This is a genomic window from Ensifer sp. ENS02 (assembly GCF_014851885.1).
GTDB lineage: Bacteria > Pseudomonadota > Alphaproteobacteria > Rhizobiales > Rhizobiaceae > Ensifer > Ensifer adhaerens.
Map to the genome: position 1 here is coordinate 317,318 of NZ_JACVAO010000002.1, position 16,646 is coordinate 333,963.

Annotated in this window: 13 protein-coding genes; 3 read left to right on the forward strand and 10 right to left on the reverse strand. The window is 63.7% G+C overall.

Features of this window, described 5'->3' with window-relative positions:
* Window positions 1–135: 135 nt before the first annotated feature.
* From nadC to IB262_RS06135, 5 genes are all read right to left on the reverse strand, one after another.
* Window positions 136–1,044: a carboxylating nicotinate-nucleotide diphosphorylase gene (gene nadC, locus IB262_RS06115; RefSeq protein ID WP_034804039.1), complete on the reverse strand. Its 909-nt coding sequence runs from the start codon at window positions 1,042–1,044 to the stop codon at window positions 136–138.
* A gap of 49 nt (window positions 1,045–1,093) precedes the next feature.
* A complete protein-coding gene (locus tag IB262_RS06120; protein ID WP_192493476.1) occupies window positions 1,094–2,692 on the reverse strand; it encodes an L-aspartate oxidase in 1,599 nt (532 codons plus the stop codon).
* Window positions 2,693–2,747: 55 nt separating this feature from the next.
* Window positions 2,748–3,827 carry a quinolinate synthase NadA gene (gene nadA / locus IB262_RS06125; protein ID WP_034804309.1) on the reverse strand — a complete coding sequence of 360 codons (1,080 nt, stop codon included), beginning with the start codon at window positions 3,825–3,827 and terminating at the stop codon, window positions 2,748–2,750.
* 173 nt (window positions 3,828–4,000) lie between these two features.
* Entirely contained in the window at window positions 4,001–5,239 is a 1,239-nt protein-coding gene (locus IB262_RS06130) for an MFS transporter (RefSeq protein WP_034804045.1), read from the reverse strand.
* 98 nt (window positions 5,240–5,337) lie between these two features.
* Window positions 5,338–6,204, reverse strand: coding sequence for an AraC family transcriptional regulator (locus IB262_RS06135; RefSeq protein WP_034804048.1), 867 nt, complete (start codon window positions 6,202–6,204; stop codon window positions 5,338–5,340).
* A gap of 127 nt (window positions 6,205–6,331) precedes the next feature.
* On the opposite strand from IB262_RS06135, the gene IB262_RS06140 reads away from it, so the two are divergent.
* Window positions 6,332–7,264, forward strand: coding sequence for a phytanoyl-CoA dioxygenase family protein (locus IB262_RS06140; protein ID WP_192493477.1), 933 nt, complete (start codon window positions 6,332–6,334; stop codon window positions 7,262–7,264).
* A gap of 46 nt (window positions 7,265–7,310) precedes the next feature.
* Here IB262_RS06140 and IB262_RS06145 read toward each other — a convergent pair whose 3' ends face one another.
* From IB262_RS06145 to IB262_RS06155, 3 genes are all read right to left on the reverse strand, one after another.
* Window positions 7,311–8,162, reverse strand: coding sequence for an MOSC domain-containing protein (locus tag IB262_RS06145; RefSeq protein ID WP_112975734.1), 852 nt, complete (start codon window positions 8,160–8,162; stop codon window positions 7,311–7,313).
* A 180-nt stretch (window positions 8,163–8,342) separates the two neighbouring features.
* Complete coding sequence (locus IB262_RS06150; RefSeq protein WP_112975735.1) at window positions 8,343–8,999, reverse strand: HD domain-containing protein; 657 nt, start codon at window positions 8,997–8,999, stop codon at window positions 8,343–8,345.
* Window positions 9,000–9,005: 6 nt separating this feature from the next.
* Window positions 9,006–11,885: a DUF2339 domain-containing protein gene (locus IB262_RS06155; RefSeq protein WP_192493478.1), complete on the reverse strand. Its 2,880-nt coding sequence runs from the start codon at window positions 11,883–11,885 to the stop codon at window positions 9,006–9,008.
* 195 nt (window positions 11,886–12,080) lie between these two features.
* Between IB262_RS06155 and IB262_RS06160 the strand changes: the two genes are divergently transcribed.
* Complete coding sequence (locus IB262_RS06160; RefSeq protein WP_060580949.1) at window positions 12,081–14,093, forward strand: PhoX family phosphatase; 2,013 nt, start codon at window positions 12,081–12,083, stop codon at window positions 14,091–14,093.
* Window positions 14,094–14,332: 239 nt separating this feature from the next.
* On the opposite strand, the gene IB262_RS06165 is transcribed toward IB262_RS06160, so the two are convergent.
* Both IB262_RS06165 and recO read right to left on the reverse strand, forming a co-directional pair.
* Window positions 14,333–14,842, reverse strand: a complete 510-nt coding sequence (locus IB262_RS06165; RefSeq protein WP_034804064.1) for a PaaI family thioesterase — start codon at window positions 14,840–14,842, stop codon at window positions 14,333–14,335.
* A gap of 16 nt (window positions 14,843–14,858) precedes the next feature.
* Window positions 14,859–15,605 (reverse strand): DNA repair protein RecO, encoded by a 747-nt coding sequence (recO, locus tag IB262_RS06170; protein ID WP_112975737.1) that lies wholly within the window; start codon window positions 15,603–15,605, stop codon window positions 14,859–14,861.
* A gap of 214 nt (window positions 15,606–15,819) precedes the next feature.
* Here recO and IB262_RS06175 point away from each other — a divergent pair, with 214 nt between their 5' ends.
* Window positions 15,820–16,563 (forward strand): L,D-transpeptidase, encoded by a 744-nt coding sequence (locus IB262_RS06175; protein ID WP_034804083.1) that lies wholly within the window; start codon window positions 15,820–15,822, stop codon window positions 16,561–16,563.
* Window positions 16,564–16,646 lie beyond the last annotated feature (83 nt).

Genomic DNA, 16,646 nt, shown 5'->3' on the forward strand with positions numbered 1-16,646 from the left:
CTTCGCACTTTTCCTGGAGTTGGCCTCTTTTGGGCGCAACTCCGGACGGAAAACCGCTTCGCACTTTTCCTGGAGTTGGCCTCTTTTGGGCGCAACTCCGGACGGAAAACCGCTTCGCACTTTTCCTGGAGTTGCTTACCTTTCGATCACCACATCAAGGCCGATGTCGAGCGTCGGGGCGGCCATGGTGATCTTCGAGGTCGAGATGTAATCGACGCCGCTCTCGGCGATTGCCCGCACCGTATCGATCTTGACGTTGCCTGAAGCCTCCAACCGCGTCCGGCGGGCATCGACCGCATAGGCGTCGGCGGAGAGCTGCCAAAACGCGCGGTTCACCGCAACGGCCTCGCGGAGCAAGTCCGGCCCCATGTTGTCGAGCAGGATGACGTCGGGTTGAGCCGTCAGCGCCTCGCGCATCTGATCGAGGCCATCGACCTCGATCTCGATCTTGACGAGATGGCCGCAATAGGCGCGCGCCGCATGGACGGCGCTGGCGACACCACCAGATACGGCAATGTGGTTGTCCTTGATCAGCACGGCATCGTCGAGGCCGTAGCGATGATTGGAGCCACCTCCCAGACGCACCGCGTATTTTTCCAGCGCCCGCAGCCCAGGAATGGTCTTGCGGGTGCAGCAGACCTTCGCACGCGTGTGGGCGATCTCGTCGGCGAATTTCGCCGTATAGCTGGCGATGCCCGAAAGGTGCATCAGGAAGTTCAGGCCGACACGTTCGGCCGACAGCAGCCCGCGGGCGCGACCGGAGATCCGGGCGATCGCCGTGCCCGGCGCGACCCGGTCACCATCCGCCACCAATGCCTCGAAGTGGATCGACGGATCGACCAGACGGAAGGCGGCACGCGCAAGCTCCAGCCCGGCAACAACACCCGCATCGCGCACGTTCATGCCGGCCTTTGCGGTCAGCTCCGGCCCGATGGTCGAGAGCGTGGTAATGTCGCCGGCGCGGCCGAGATCCTCGTTAAGTGCGGCACGCACCTGGTCCTCGATCATCAGTGCGGGAAGTTCGGGGCGGAGGGCTGCGGTCATCTGCTTTTTCGTCCTTGAGTGTCGGTCCATGCAAGCGGCGCGCGCGAAATCACGCCGCTTCCGTCTCCGCCAGTTCGCTCGCCAGGCGGTTGGCGTCGGCGAGCGTCAGATAATTGCGGCGGCGCCATTCCGGCTGTTCCTGTGGGCAATCGGCGCGGAAGTGACCGCCGCGGCTTTCCGTGCGCCGCAGCGCGCCGACGGCGATCAACTTGGCCGTGGTAATAATGTTGGTGAAGCGCATGCGGGTGTTGTCGCGCTCGAGCTGTGCGATCTCGCGGATCGCCTTTACCAGGCTCTCGCGGGTTCGGATCACGCCGACGCAATCGCTCATCACCTGGCGCAGGATCTTGAGTTGCGGGCTGTCCTCGACGGTCACCGGATCGTCGTTCTCGCCGGCATTATCGCCCCATTCGGTAAGCTGCGGCGTCGGCAGCGTGCCCTTGATGTTTTCGGCGATGCGGGCGGCAAAGACGACGGCTTCGAGCAGCGAGTTGGAGGCGAGCCGGTTGGCGCCGTGCACGCCGGTGGAGGTCACTTCTCCAGCAGCCCAGAGACCATCGATCGAGGTGCGACCTTCGGCATCGGTGAGCACGCCACCCATGTGATAGTGAACCGCCGGCACGACCGGGATGGCTTGCGTCACCGGATCGATGCCGGCCGCCATGCAAGAGGCATAGACCGTCGGGAACATCTCGGGGAAATGCTCGCCCACAGCCTTGGTGCAATCGAGGAAGGCGCCGCGACCGGCCTGGACCTCGGCAAAGACACCACGCGAAACGATGTCGCGCGGCGCAAGCTCGCCGTCCGGGTGGATATCGAGCATGAAGCGATGGCCGGCGGCGTTCAGAAGCTGGGCGCCATCACCGCGCAACGCCTCGGTCGCGAGCGGCGCCGGATCCTTGCCGATGTTGATCGCCGTCGGGTGGAACTGCACGAATTCCGGATCGGCGATGATCGCGCCGGCGCGGGCGGCCATGCCGAGCCCCTGCCCGCACGCTTCCCACGGGTTGGTCGTGACAGCATAGAGATGACCGATTCCACCAGAGCAGAGCACGACGGCACGGGCCGGGAAAGCCACACGCTTCTTCGACTGGCCGGCATCGGGCCGGGCGATGACGCCGGAGATGAACCGGCCTTCGCGCACAAGTTCCTCGACTACATAGCCTTCGATCACGCGGATCGACGGCGTCCGGCGGACGGCGGCTATCAGCGCTTCCATGATCGCCTTGCCGGCCATGTCGCCCTTGACGCGGACGATGCGTCGCTCGGAATGGGCCGCCTCACGCGAGAGCAGCAGCTTGCCTTCGAGATCGCGGTCGAAGGGCACGCCATATTCGAGCAGATCGTGAATGCGCGCCGGGCCTTCGGCCACCATCATGCGCGTCATCTTCTGGTCGACGATGCCGGCACCGGCGGCCAACGTGTCGGCGACATGTTTCTCGAAGGTGTCGCCGGGGCTCATGGCGGCGGCGATGCCGCCTTGAGCCCAGGCCGACGAGGCGCCGTGGCCGATCGGGGCTGCGGCAAGGATCGTCACCGGTCTCGGGCTCAGCTTCAGCGCGCAGAAGAGGCCGGCCAAGCCGCCACCGACGATGACGATATCGTCAATCCCGTTGAAGGATTGCGGGCGGAAATGGTCGGTCAGCATGATTCATTCTCCTCCAATGCGCATGCCTGCATCCGGTATGACCCGGCGGAAATTGTTACTGCTTGAGGTTCACCATGCGCTCGACCGCAAGGCGGGCGCGATCGGCGATATCAGGATCGACGAGAACCTCCTCCGTCATGGTCAGCAGGCTGTCGAGGATCTTCGGCAGCGTGATGCGCTTCATGTGCGGACAGAGGTTGCACGGCTTGACGAACTCGACGCCTTCGATCTCGGCCTGGATGTTCGACGCCATCGAGCACTCGGTAACGAGCAGCACCTTCGACGGGCGATTGTCCTTGACGTAGTTGATCATGCCGGAGGTCGAGCCGGCGAAGTCGCAGACGGCGATCACGTCCGGGTGGCATTCCGGATGACCGATGATCTCGATGCCCGGATTGGCTTCCTTGTAGGCGAGCAACTCGGCGGCGGTGAAGCGCTCGTGCACCTCGCAGTGGCCCTTCCAGGTCAGGATCTTCTTGTTGGTCTGGCGCGCGACGTTCATCGCCAGGTATTCGTCGGGAATGCAGAGAACCGTGTCGGATTCCAGGCTCTCGACGACATCGAGCACGTTCGACGAGGTGCAGCAGATGTCGGTCTCGGCTTTCACGTCGGCAGACGTGTTGACGTAGGTGACGACGGGAACGCCGGGGTAGCGCTGCTTCAGCAGGCGGACATCGGCGCCGGTGATCGATTCCGACAGCGAGCAGCCTGCCTTGGCGTCGGGGATCAGTACGGTCTTTTCCGGACTCAGCAACTTCGACGTTTCGGCCATGAAGTGCACGCCGCACTGGATGATGATTTCCGCATCGACCTTGGCAGCATCGCGCGCGAGCTGCAGCGAGTCGCCGACGATGTCGGCGACACAGTGGAAGATGTCCGGCGTCTGATAGTTATGCGCGAGGATGACCGCGTTACGCTCCTTCTTCAGCCGGTTGATGGCGTGTACATAGGGCGCGTAGACCGGCCACTCGATCGCCGGGATGAAATCCTTGACCTTCTCGTAGAGATGCTCGGTTTCGCGCGCGATCGCCGGCGTAAAGGCAAGCTCGGGCCTTTCGATGATGCCGAAGCGCTCAGCGGCGCTGACAAAAACCGGTTTCGCCACGGCCGCGGTGCGGGGTGCAAGGCGCGTCATCGACATCTCCTCTCCGCCCCTCTTCCTGGGCGGGTTTTCAATTATGCTCAATCTGAGCATAATTGAACCAAAACAAAAGCGGCAAAGCCGCATGGGTTGATTTAGAAAGTTTTGTGACAGAATTCAAGAATAGAAGCGCCGCTTTTCGCGGCGCTTCTGATTTTGGTTCGCGATCAGGCCATCGCCGGCCGTGCCACGCCCTTCTCCTCGATCGGCCAGTGGACGATTGCGGCGAAGACGCCGAGGGCTACACCGAGCCACCACACCGGATCGTAGGAACCGAAGTGGTCGTAGAGGTAGCCGCCCATCCACACACCCAGGAATGAGCCGACCTGGTGCGACAGGAAGACGATGCCGCCGAGCAGGCCGAGGTGGCGCGTACCGAACATGATCGCGACCAGCGCATTGGTCGGCGGCACGGTCGAAAGCCAGAGCAGGCCCATAACGATGGCGAAGACGATGACTGAGGTCGGCGTCTGCGGCAGCAGCAGGAAGGCCGTCACCGCCACCGAGCGCGCGATATAGATCAGCGCCAGGAAATAGGGTTTCGAGTAGCGCTGGGCGATGAAGCCCGCCGACAGAGAGCCGATAATGTTGAAGAAGCCGATGAGTGCCAGCGCGATCACCGCATAGCGCGCGTCGATGCCGATATCGCCGATGTAAGCCGGGAAGTGCGCGGTGATGAAGGCAACCTGGTAGCCGCAAACGAAGAAGCCGGAAACCAGGAGCAGGTAGCTCTTGTGGCCAAGTGCCTCCTTCAGCGCCTCGCCGATCGACTGCTTGAATTGCGCCTCGCTCTGGCGGCCGGAGGACGCGTTGCCGCGCAGTGGGATCGCGAAGAACGGCACGACCAGCATGAGGACGCCGAGATAGACCAGGCTGTCCGACCAGCCATAGGCCGAGATCAGCCCCTGGCTCAGGGGCGCGAACAGGAACATGCCGGCCGAGCCCGCCGCCGTGCAGATGCCGAAGGCGAGCGACCGCTGATGCGGCGTGACGTTGCGGGCAAAGGCGGAGAGCAGGATGCCGAAGGAGCCGGAGCCCACCGCCATGCCGACGAGCACTCCGCCGCCGATGTGCAGCCAGATCGGCGCGTTGGCGAAGGCCATGATGAAGAGCCCTGCAGCGTAGAGAAGGCCCGACATGGCGAGCACGCGCCACGTTCCGAACTTGTCCGCGATCGCGCCGAAGAAGGGCTGGCTCAGGCCCCAGCAGAGGTTCTGCAATGCCATGGCAAGGCCGAAGGTCGTCCTGTCCCAGCCCGTATCGGCGAGCATCGGCAGCTGGAAGAAGCCCATCGCCGAGCGCGGGCCGAAGGTGAGCATCGCGACGACCGAGCCGGCCGCAATGATCAGCCAGGGCATCTCCTGACGGGCACTGGACGGCGCGGATGCTCCGGAAACAGCGGACATGGAATCTCTCCGATTGATGGAGCGCGATCCTAGGCGGCTGCTAAAACAGATAAAAGCCAATTAAATTGACGCCGCAATCACCGGAATTGATGCCTTGATCAAGCGGCGCTGCGGAACCGGTCGCGAAACGCTCTCGGCGTCATGCCCTTGGCCGCCTTGAACTGGCGATTGAAGTTGGCAAGCGAACGATAGCCGACGGCATCGGCGACATGAGCGATCGAACGCGCCGAACCACTGAGCAGCGCGCAAGCCTCGCCGATCCGCAGGCGCATCAGATATTCCGAGACCGGCATGTTGAGGTGGCGCAGGAACAGGCGGTGCAGGCCGGAAAGGCTGAGCGCGGCCAGATCCGCGAGTTCGTCCATCGACGGGTTTTCGGCGTAATGCAGGTGGATATGGTCGAGCACCCGGTCGAGGCGGCCGCGGTCGACCGATCGGCCTGATGGCGTGACGACCCGGCTCGACAGTGGTGTTACCGCCTGCTCGCGCGCCAGGATCGTCAGCATCGACAGGACGTCCGGCAGGCGCTCCTCCGGCGCCAACCGGCGCAACCCTTCGAACAGCGGCCGCACGCGGGTGGCCACTTCCGGCGTGAACTGCAACCCTGGAGCCGAACGCTCGAACATCGCCTTGACGCCGGCGAGTTCGACGAAGCCCTCCTCCAGGCGCTCCACCCATTCCGGATGGAACCAGAGCACCAGCGCCACGTGCGGTTCGGCCTCGTCGACCTTGCCGGCGGAGTGCCAGGTGTGCGGCAGGTTGGAGCCGACCAGCACGAGATCGCCGTCCTCATAGGCGCCGATATGGTCTCCGATGAAGCGCTGGCCGCGCGAGTTGAGCGTCAGCGTCAATTCGAACTCGGGATGATGGTGCCATTGGAACGGGATGGCATCGTCGAGCCGGCGGTCGAGCAAGATTGATGAGGCATTGGTCGGCCTCGAGATCTTCTGCAAAACAGCCTTCATGTTGCACCATTCGCTCCATGGAAGCCAGAATAGTATCAATGTTGGCAGGCTGCGTGCAACAGCGGCACCGTTGAAAGGGCTAGGTTTTCTCCATCACCAATCAAACCTGCCAGGCGAGGAGATCCCCATGCAGCCACTCAGAGACAGTCACCCGACGGCGGCCCATCTCGATATTCAACTGAAGGACATCCGGAAGCGGCTGCCTCTGCGCGTGCTTTCGGAAGCGGACTGGCAGCACTGGATCACCAAGGGCTACGTCATCGTCCGTCAGGCGGTACCGGCGACCAATGTCGAGCGGCTCGTCGAGTTGCTCTGGCGCTTCGACGAAAAGGATCCGGCCGACCCTTCGACCTGGTATGCGCCGCAGCGACGCGAGCACAAGATGAAGGAACTCAACAACACCGGCATGCTGGAGATCTACAATCACCAGTATCTCTGGGACAACCGCCAGGAGCCGCGCATCTACGGCGCCTTCGTCGACATCTGGGACCGCGAGGACCTGTGGGTGACGATCGACCGCGCCAACCTCAACCCACCGAAGAAGGTGAAGGGCAACCCCAACGGCTTCATAAATTGGGACGTCGACACCTCAATCCGGCCGCTGCCGATCGGCGTTCAGGGCGTGCTCAGCCTCAAGAAGCAGGACGGCGACGTCGGCGGCTTCCAATGCGTGCCGGAACTGTTCGAAAACTTCGAAAGCTGGGAGAAGACTCAAAGCGCCGACCGCGACCCGATGCACCCCGACATGACCGGTCTTTCGACCGTCAACATCGAGATGGAGGCCGGCGACCTGATGATCTTCAACAGCCTGCTGGCCCACGGCGTGCGACCCAATCATTCCGATGGCCGCGTGCGCATGGCGCAGTACATTTCGATGCATCCGGCAGAATGGGGCAATGTCGCCGAGCGCGAGGAACGGGTCAGGCTGTGGCGTGAGCTCGACCATCCGAAGCGCGACGCCTTTCCCGGCGATCCGCGCGAATGGGAGAAGCACAACGCCTCCCCTGCCAGCCTTTCGGATCTGGGCGCCAAGCTTCTCGGTATCACGCCCTGGGCTTGATACCGAGAAGCGCGTGAGATCGTTTCCGTCCGGAATTGCTTCTGAACTAAGCCGAAGCACGCACCTTCATCGGCCAGCGCTCGCCGCGTCGGCCGATGATCTTGACCTCATCGCCGAGCTTCACGGTGCCTTCGCTGCGCGGCACCGCATTCCAGCCGAAGAGCACGCCGGTCACGCGGCGGTCGGCCGACATGCGCTTCTCCGCCAACCCCTGGATCGGATTGCCGCCGATGCGCTCGCCGGTGATCTGGTCCTGGGTCGTCATGATGCAGCGCGAGCAGGGTTTGACGAGATCGAAGCGGATGCCGCCGATCTCGACGCTCTCCCAGAAATCCTCCCCCCAGGCTTCATCGCAGTCGACGAGGATGTTGGTGCGGAACCGTTCCATGCCGACCGGTTCCTGGCCCTTTTCGGCGAGCGTCCGGTTGAGATCGGCAAGCGAACCCGTGGTCGTGATCAGGATCGGAAAGCCATCGGCAAAGCCGACGGGTGCGGCCGCTCCTGCCCATTCGGCGCCGACGAGCCGTTCGGCCGAGGCGTCCATATGGGCGAGCCTCACCGGGCGGCCGAACCATGAAGAGAGAACCTCGTCCGTCGTTTCATCCGACACGGCGGCATCGACCTCGCTGCCCCAAACGACGACGTTCAGACGACGGTCCGGATCGAAGCGGACGGAGATCTCCCGCTCACCCATCCTCAGGTGCACGCCGCCATCGATATGGCTCGCCTCAACCTGCGCCAATGTCTGCAGTTCGCGCTGGGTGATAAAGCGCCCATCTGGCTGGATCAGCATGAAACGCCGGTCACCCTCGACGCCGTCGAGATTGACCGAGACCGTCTCGCGGGCAATCGCGCGACCGCTCTTCAGCGGATGAATGTTGAGGCCGGTCACCTTCATGGACAGTTCCTTCCATCTTCAAAAACTGATTCAAGCGCCTGACGATCCGATTCACCGGGCGGCTGCAATCCGTTGAAAGGCCTAGATCATTTCTCGGTTTGATGGAAACGGAGGAATGTTCCGGTGCAATCGGCGCGGCACAATCGCTCGCAGAAAAGCGCCCCACGCCCTTCCCGGCAACTAGATTTCATCCAGCATCATGGCGAGCACGTCGCGTAGCCGCCGCTCACGCTCGTGAGCCAGACGGCGGCCGGCCTCGGTCTTGAACCCGTCAGCCAGCCGGAAGAGCTTGGTCTCGAAATGATCGATGGCGAAGGCCTTGTCATCGAGCGCCCGCGCCTCAGCCAACGGATCGAGCGGGTCGTAAAGGCCGCTGCCCATGCGCCCGGCGATGTAGAAGCAGCGGGCAGCGCCGACCATGCCGATCGCATCCAGCCGATCGGCATCCTGAAGGATCTTCGCCTCCAGGGTTTCCGGCGGGATGTTCGCCGAGAAGCTGTGCGTCAGGATGGCGTGCGCCACCGCGCCAATCTCATCCGTCCCCCAACCGAGATCTTTCAGAATGCCCGTCGCCTTTTCGGCCGCCAGTCGTGATGCCTGCGTGCGCAGGGGCGAGTTCTTCTCGACCGAGACGCAGTCATGCAGCAGCACCGCGGCGGCGAGCAAACGCGCCTCACTGCCCTCCTCCGCCTGGATGCGGGCGGCATTCTTCCAGACACGGATCAGATGTGCGGCATCGTGCGAGCCGTCATCGGCGGCGAAGGCATGCGGCAGCAACGCCGCCGCAAGTTCCTCATGCGGCGCGAAGGCGGCCGCGAGTTTCGAAATCTCTGTCATGATGTCCTATTGCTGTTCGGCAGGCTTTGCCGGCGCCGTCGGTGCAGCGCCAACGCCGGACAAGATCTTCTGGTAGAAGAGCCCTATCCCGATCAATACCCCGCCAAGGCCGATGAAGGACAGAGCCCGCAGGAAACCTTCGAGGTTGGACATGTCGATCAGGAACACCTTCAGCACGGCAACGAAGACCAGAACGGCCGACGCGATGCGGATGCTCTTGGCATGGAAGCGCGAGCCGAGCACCAGCAGCAGCACGCCGAGCAGCAGCCAGACGACCGAATAGGTGTAGGTCTCGCCCTGCAGAAAGCCCTTCCAGTCCGCGATGTTTTCCCCCTGCCAGACACGGCGGACCGTGAGGCTCGCCCAGGCGAAAGCAAGCACCGCGCCGCTGACCGCAAGTGCCATGACATAGGGCAAGGGCCGCTTGTCGCGTGCATACCAGGCGAGCCCCGCATAGCCGAGCCCCGGTAACAGGTAACCGATCAACAGCAGGTCGAAGAACGGGATGCGCCCCAGCAGTTCGCCGCTGAAATAGGGGTTGAGGCCGAGGAGATGCGCCGAAAGCACCGACAGCATCGAGAGCACGCCGAGGCCCATGCCGCCGTAGCGGAAGACCGGGCTCGGTGATTTCATGTCGAGGCTCATGAAGATCGCCGAGGCGCCGATTGCCAGCAGCGTGTAGATCGACTGCTCGCCGAGGGTCGGCACCGCGCTGTCGAGCACGCCGCCGTTCATCGCATGACGCACCAGGATCGCGAGCGTCAACAGCACGAAAAGGCTGGCAAGCGCCTGCAGCAGGTTGCGCACGCGCGTGCCTGGCCAGGATCTCAGGAAATAGGCGGAGCCTGCAAGCAGCACGGCGGGAATGCCGTAGCCCGGCAGCAGCGCATTGAAGACGGGCGTAGTGCCGAGATTGCCGGCACCGACGATCGTCGGCTCCCAGGCGATGCGCCCGAGTACGACGACGGCCGCTGCACCAGTCATCCACGGAAGAATCGGCCAGGTGCGGATCCGCGTGGCGAGCGCATAGGCCGTGCCGAGCACGGCAATCGCAAGCGTCGTGACCAGCCCGTCCGTCCAGGCGTGGAGGGCAAGCACGAGAAAGGTGAAGGAGCCGGCCACCAGCAAGCCGGCCGCCGTATCGCGCGCCACCGCCTCGCTTTCGCGGCGGTAGAGCCAGTCCGCAAGCGCCAGCAGCGCCGCCCCGGCGACGAGTGAGAACAGGCCATGCGGCAGGTCGAAGGCATAGTTGCCGGTCATCAGGAACGACATCGCGACGAGCGCAACCGGAACGACCGCGGCGATGCCCGCCCAGAGTGTCGAATATTGCGGATGGGCGACGAGCCGGCGCGACAGCACGAAACCGCCGAGTGCGACGAAAAGCGCCGCAAGCAGCATTGCGGTGATCATCGCGGTGCGCCCGGGCAGGACGACTGCCGGAAGAGCGTCGGCCAGCGAGGGATCGAGATAGGCGAGCACGCCGCTCAGCGCCGTCAGGCTCCAGACGCCAGCAACAGCGCCGACCGCTGAAAGCACGGCGGGATAGACTGCCGTTGTCCGCCAGGCGCCCAACGCCGCCAGCGCCGCAACGACAACCGCAAACTCCGCCACCGGAAAGCGGACCGCATAGACTGCCGGGCTGATGAGGAGGAGCGCAAACATGGTGACGACGATCGCGGCCGAAATGGAGATTGCCGCGTGCGGTGGAACGAACAGGCGTTCCCATGGCCCGACGACGGCCCGGGGTCGGGTTGTCGCTTCGGTCGGCTCCAGCATTTCGGACCCTTCAGTCGCATCACGCACTTCGCGCGCTTCTGCCACTGGCTCCCGTTCGATGGCGGCAGGCCAGATAAGTCCGATGCCGGCGATCATCACGAGTAGGATGAAAGCGACCGGCCGTGCTTCGAAGGGCGATGCCGCAGCGACATAGGCAAGGCCCCAGAGCCCTATGCCAACATTGGCAAGCGTCGGCACTACGGTCCATCGGCGCAGCCGCGATGCAAGCAGGGTCGCGAGCCAAACGATCGCGAGGAAGCCGAAAAGAACCCAGGGGCGCGGTTCGTTGCTCGAAACCAGCGCCGGCGTGATCAGCGAGGCAAGCAGGCCGAGGCCAGCGAGCGCCTGCCCATGCAGCAGCGACAGACCAACAGTGGCGAGCGAAATCGCCGCCAGGAGAACGAAGGCCGTGCCCGTGCCGATATATTCGTAGATGCCATAGGCGGCATAGGCGACCCCGAAGAGGGTGACGGCACCGGCCGCCGTCAGGATGCCGGGGATCATGGCGTTCTGGAATTCGTTGGCGATCACGGGCACTGCGCGCCGACGAATGACCTCGCCCGCCGCCATCAGCAGGAGGCCGAACAAGGCAGCAAGCGTCAGGCGAACCGCCGGGCTCAACAGCCCGGCATCGATTGAATACTTGACCATGAAGACGCCGCCGAGCGCCAACGCGATGCCGCCAACCCAGACGGCCCAACGGGCGCCGAGGCGACTTTCCAGGCTTTCGGTCTGACGGGGTACGGTTGCGACCGGCTGCGGTGCTTCCGTGCTGGCAGCGATCGTCTCCTCGCCCTCGATTTTGGCCGCGGCTCCTTCCGCATGGCCGAAAATCCGCGCGCCCTCGCGCGCACTGGCCGAGAAGGCGGCAGCGGCATCGTCCAGCGTCTCTGGCTCCGGCGTCTCCGACATGGCCGGCAACTCGTCCGCAGCCGCAAACGCCTCGGTCGCCGTTTCAGCCGGGGCGCCTCCCCCCGGAGCGGCCTTCAGCGCCACGACCTCCGCCTTGAGGGCGGCCAGTTCGGCACCAAGACGCTCGGTCGTCCTGCGGTTGCCGAGATAGGCGGACAGGGCCAGAATAAAGGCAGCTAAAGCAATAAGTTCGAACATACTTTCCCCTGGCAGTCGCAATCGCCGGCGCGCGCAACCATACAGACTTTTATACAAGCGCCAAATCTATAGACGGCCGAGCGCTGTAATCTCTTCACGGAAATGTCGCAGAACTGTCATGGGGCAGCTGGTACAGGCGGATGAACACCGCTGCCTTGCGCGGTGGTTTCCATCGTTCAACCAGGAGACCCGATCATGGACAAGCATCTCGCCCAGACGGAAGAGACCGAATTCAAGACGCTGACGGAACGCAGGGAAGAGCTGGAAGATGTCGGCCACAACTGTTCCGCCAATCCGACGATGGGCGACATCATCCACCGCCGCTTCTCGCGCCGGTCGTTCATCGGCGGCTCGCTGGCAGTTGCCGCGATCTCGACCACCGTCAGCCCGCTCGCTCTCCTGACCGCCGAAGAGGCACGCGCCGAGGACGGTTCGCGCTTCGACTTTACCGAGATCGAAGCCGGCGTCGACGAAAAGCACCATGTGGCCGAAGGTTATGATGCCGACGTCCTGCTTCGCTGGGGCGACAAGATCTTCGCCGACAGCCCGGAGTTCGACCCGAAGAACCAGACGGCCGCTGCCCAGGAAAAGCTGTTCGGCTACAACAACGACTATGTTGGCTTCATCCCGCTCGACGGCAGCGCCGACCACGGCCTGCTCGTCGTCAACCACGAATACACCAATGCCGAACTGATGTTCCCGGCCTTCGCCAGCGTCGTGAAGGAAAAGGTGACGAAGGACGGCAAGGAAGTCGAGGAAGAGAAGGTCGTTCTCGGCGAATACAGCAAGGAGCTGGTCGACATCGAGATGGCCGCACATGGCGGCACGATCATCGAGATCCGCAAGGTCGACGGCAAGTGGCAGCCGGTTCTCGACGGCAAGAACAACCGTCGCATCACCGTCAACACCGAGATGCAGATCACCGGCCCGGCCGCCGGTCACGACCGCCTGAAGACGCCGTCCGACCCGACCGGCAAAAAGGTGTTCGGCACGCTCAACAACTGCGCCGGCGGCGTCACCGCCTGGGGCACCTACATGATGGCCGAAGAAAACTTCAACGGCTATTTCGGCGGCGAGATTGCCGAGGACCATCCGGAATACAAGCAGCTGAAGCGGCTGGGCGCACCGGGCGGCCAGTATGAATGGGCGTCCTTCTACGACCGTTTCGACGTCTCCAAGGAGCCGAACGAAGCCAATCGCTTCGGCTGGATCGTCGAGGTCGACGCGCTTGATCCGACGTCGGTGCCGAAGAAGCGCACAGCCCTCGGCCGTTTCAAGCACGAAGGCTGCGAATCGATCGTCAACAAGGACGGCCGCGTCGTGCTCTATTCCGGCGACGACGAGCGCTACGACTATGTCTACAAGTTCGTGACCAAGGGCACGTTCAACCCTGACGATCGCGCCGCCAACATGGACCTCTTCGACGAGGGCACACTCTATGTCGCCAAGTTCGACGAAGACGGCACCGTCACCTGGATGCCGCTGACGCACGGCGAAGGCCCGCTGACCGAAGCCAACGGCTTTGCCTCGCAGGCGGACGTGCTGATCAACACCCGTCTTGCCTCCGACGCGCTCGGTGCCACCAAGATGGACCGTCCGGAAGACGTTCAGCCGAACCCGAAGACGGGCAAGGTCTACGTGATGCTGACCAACAACACCAAGCGCAAGGCCGAAGAAGTCGACGCCGCCAACCCGCGCGCCAAGAACGCCTTCGGCCACATCGTCGAGATCACCGAGACCGACGGCGACTTCGCGTCGCTGAAGAGCCGCTGGGACGTTCTCTTGAAGTGCGGCGATCCGAGCGTTGCCGAGGTCGGCGCTTCGTTCTCGACCGCCACCACCAAGAACGGCTGGTTCGGCATGCCCGACAATTGCGCCATCGACACCGATGGCCGCCTCTGGGTATCGACCGACGGCAACAACGAGAAGGACACCGGCCGCACCGACGGTATCTGGGCGATCGACACGGACGGCGCCGCCCGCGGCACGTCGAAGCTCTTCTTCCGCGTGCCGGTCGGCGCCGAAATGTGCGGCCCCTGCTTCAACCCGACCTCGGACACATTCTTCCTCGCCGTCCAGCACCCGGGCGACGCCGGCCTTGCAACTTACGAGACGCCGGCCACCCGCTGGCCGGACTTCCAGGACGACATGCCGGTACGCCCGGCTGTCGTCGCCGTAACGAAGCAGGGCGGCGGCCGCATCGGCTGATCAGGACTGCGATTACAAAGAGGAACGCCGCGCCATTCTGCGCGGCGTTTCTTGCTTCCGACATTGCTTGACCGACGCAATTCCGGGCGGAAAACCGCTTCGCACTTTTCCTGGAATTGCTCAGCTTGAAGTGACGCAATTCCGGGCGGAAAACCGCTTCGCACTTTTCCTGGAATTGCTCAGCTTGAAGTGACGCAATTCCGGGCGGAAAACCGCTTCGCACTTTTCCTGGAATTGCTTTAACGCCTGAGATTGTCGATCGGGAAGATGGCGCAGGTTTCGGTGCCGTGGGCGAGCAGCTTGCCGTTGCGGTCGCGCAGCCAGGCTTCGGAGGTCGCGATGGTGCGGCCACGATGCACGATGCGCCCCTCGCAGAAGACCTCGCCCATATCGGGCAGTAGCGGCCGCACGAGGTTCACCTTGAACTCGACCGTCGTATAGGCCTCCCCAGGTTTGACGGTGGTGAAGACAGCGCAGCCGAGGGCCGAATCCATGATCGTTGCCGTCCATCCGCCATGCACTGTGCCAAGCGGATTGAGGTGTTCCTCGGTCGGCAGCCCCTTGAAGACCACCCGACCCTCCTCGACTTCGCTCAACCCGAACTTCAGCGTCTTCGACATCGGCGGCGCCGGCAGCTCGCCGCTCAAAAGATCCTGCATTGCCTTGAGACCGCCATCGCGGGCGACGCGGTCGAGCGACAGCACGCCGACGCCGGATACGGACATGCCGGGATAAAGCTCTTGGTACATCGATAACTCCTGGGAATCAGGCGGCTGAGGATTGCGCTTTCAGCGCCTTCAGCGCCGCATGGACGAAACCGTCGCGGGCGGAAGAAACGTCGAGGCCGCGCGGCTCATAGACATGGCGGTGGAGGAAGAAGGCGGTCAGGCGGAAGGCGGCGGCGAGGCTGTCGTGATCCGCAGCCCTTCGCGCTTCGGCCGAAAGGAAGTCCGGCAACGCCAACATGCGGTCGGCATAACGCTCTCCGGCCTCCCGGCAGACCGCCCTGCCCGATTTCGGCGAGACATAGACGAGTTCGGTACGAGCGCCGGTTGCAACGCATTCGGTGAGATCGAGCCCGAAGCCGAGGTCGTTGAGGACTGCGAGTTCGAAGCGCACGAACAATTCTCCGGCGTCGGCGGGATCGGCGAGATGGTCGACGATGACGGTCAGCGCCTCGTAGAGATGCGGATGCGGGTCGCGCTCGGGAAGCAGCCTAAGGAGAGCGCCGAGCGCCTGGATACCATAGACCGAGGTTGCCGTTTCCATCAGCCGGGCGGCCCGCAGCTCCACCGGTTCGATCCGGAATTCGCCCATGTGCTCGTCGAGCCGGGCGCGCCAGGTGACCTCCACCGAGTTGCCCGGCTGCAGCACCGGCTGCATCGTGCGCGAACGCCCCGAGCGCACCATGCCGAGATGCCGGCCGTGGGTTTCGCTCATGACCTCGACGATGGCCGAGCTTTCGCCGTGCCGCCGGATCCCGAGAATGATGGCCTGATCGCTCCATTGCATGGCTATGGCATACACCCGCGGTCGAAAGCGGATCAAGCTGTCTTGCGGAAGCAAAACGCCATTGCCGACTGTAGCCTTTCGGCCACACCTAATGGTTGCCTCATTTGCGACATGCTGTCGCCGCCCCGACGCCGTCTTTGACATTAGAACGGAAGGGCGGCAAAAGCCGTGTCTCCCGCCCGAAAATGACAATCAGCAGGATCAAAACTTTATTATGTGTGTGTCCCGGAACAGCGCCGGCCGCCTGGCGCAGCTCTTCGCCCTTCTTCTCGCCACCTCGACGCTCGCAAGCTGCGTCACCACGTCGGGGCCAGCCAAGCCGAAGGGACCGGATCCATACTATGTGGCAATGTACGGCCCGCTGCCGAACGAGAAATTCCCACTGGATGCCATCGACATCAGCAAGGTCGACAAGCGCTATCTGCGCCAGCAGGTCGCCTATCAGACGCATGAGCCGCCGGGCACGATCGTGATCGATACCCAGAACCGCTTCCTCTACCTCGTGCAGGATGGCGGCATGGCGATGCGCTACGGCATCGGCGTCGGCAAGGCCGGCCTCGAATTCGAGGGTGAAGCGCGGATCGCGCGCAAGGCCGAATGGCCGCGCTGGACGCCTACGCAAGAGATGGTGGCGCGCGAGCCGGAACGTTACGGCCCGCTTGCCGGCGGCATGGAGCCGGGCGTGCGCAACCCGCTTGGCCCCCGCGCGCTCTATCTATTCCAGGGCAACCGCGACACGCTGTTCCGCATCCACGGCACGACCGAGGCCTGGTCGATCGGCAAGGCCGTGTCCAGCGGCTGCATCCGTCTCTTCAATCCCGATATCATCGACCTCTACAGCCGCGTACCGGTCGATTCGCGCGTCGTCGTGCTGCAGGCCGAACCGCCGATGACGGAGCCGGCCGGCGGCATTCCCATGGCGAGCGCCGCCAATGGCGGCCTTCCTCCGATGTATTGAGGCGCCGAATGCTCAGCCGGGCGCGCCTCAGTGACGCCCGGCGCATTCAGGCACATTAACGCCCGTTGCTTAAGTCGGCGCCG